The organism is Corallococcus sp. AB038B (genome assembly GCF_003668955.1).
GTDB classification, from domain to species: Bacteria; Myxococcota; Myxococcia; order Myxococcales; family Myxococcaceae; genus Corallococcus; species Corallococcus exiguus.
On the sequence record NZ_RAWO01000341.1, the window covers coordinates 1 to 392 of the forward strand.

The 392-nt window shown below is 71.9% G+C and carries 1 pseudogene; it reads right to left on the bottom strand.

What is annotated here, in order from left to right:
• Nucleotides 1–297 (bottom strand): annotated as a pseudogene (locus D7Y04_RS46260) (mannosyltransferase); the annotation flags it as partial.
• Between the last annotated feature and the right edge of the window lie 95 nt (nt 298–392).

A 392-nucleotide genomic window follows, 5' to 3' on the forward strand; every position in this document is an offset into this window, starting at 1 on the left:
GAGGAAGGCCGCCAGCACCCCAGGCACAGCCCAGTTGCGGATGCCATCGCGCCACTCCCACGCCAGCACGCCGTAGCCGTGGACGCGCCAGTAGGCGGGTTCCAGGGCCTGATAGACCTCGTCGGGATGGATGCGGCCCAGCTGCGTCACGGCGACGATGGCGGGCAGGAGCGCCACACCCGCGAGCGACAACCAGGTGAGGTGTGTGTGCTTCCGAGGCTCGGGACGATGAGCATCGGCCGGCGGGGTCTCGAGCGACACGGGGGCGGTGGGTGCGTCGGGCAGGGGTGCGGACACGGGCGGTGGGGACTCTCCCCGGCCCCGCGCCCGGGTGCAAGCCAGGTGACGTTTGTCCGGCAGGCCCTCGCTCGGGTAGGAACGCGGTTCCCTGA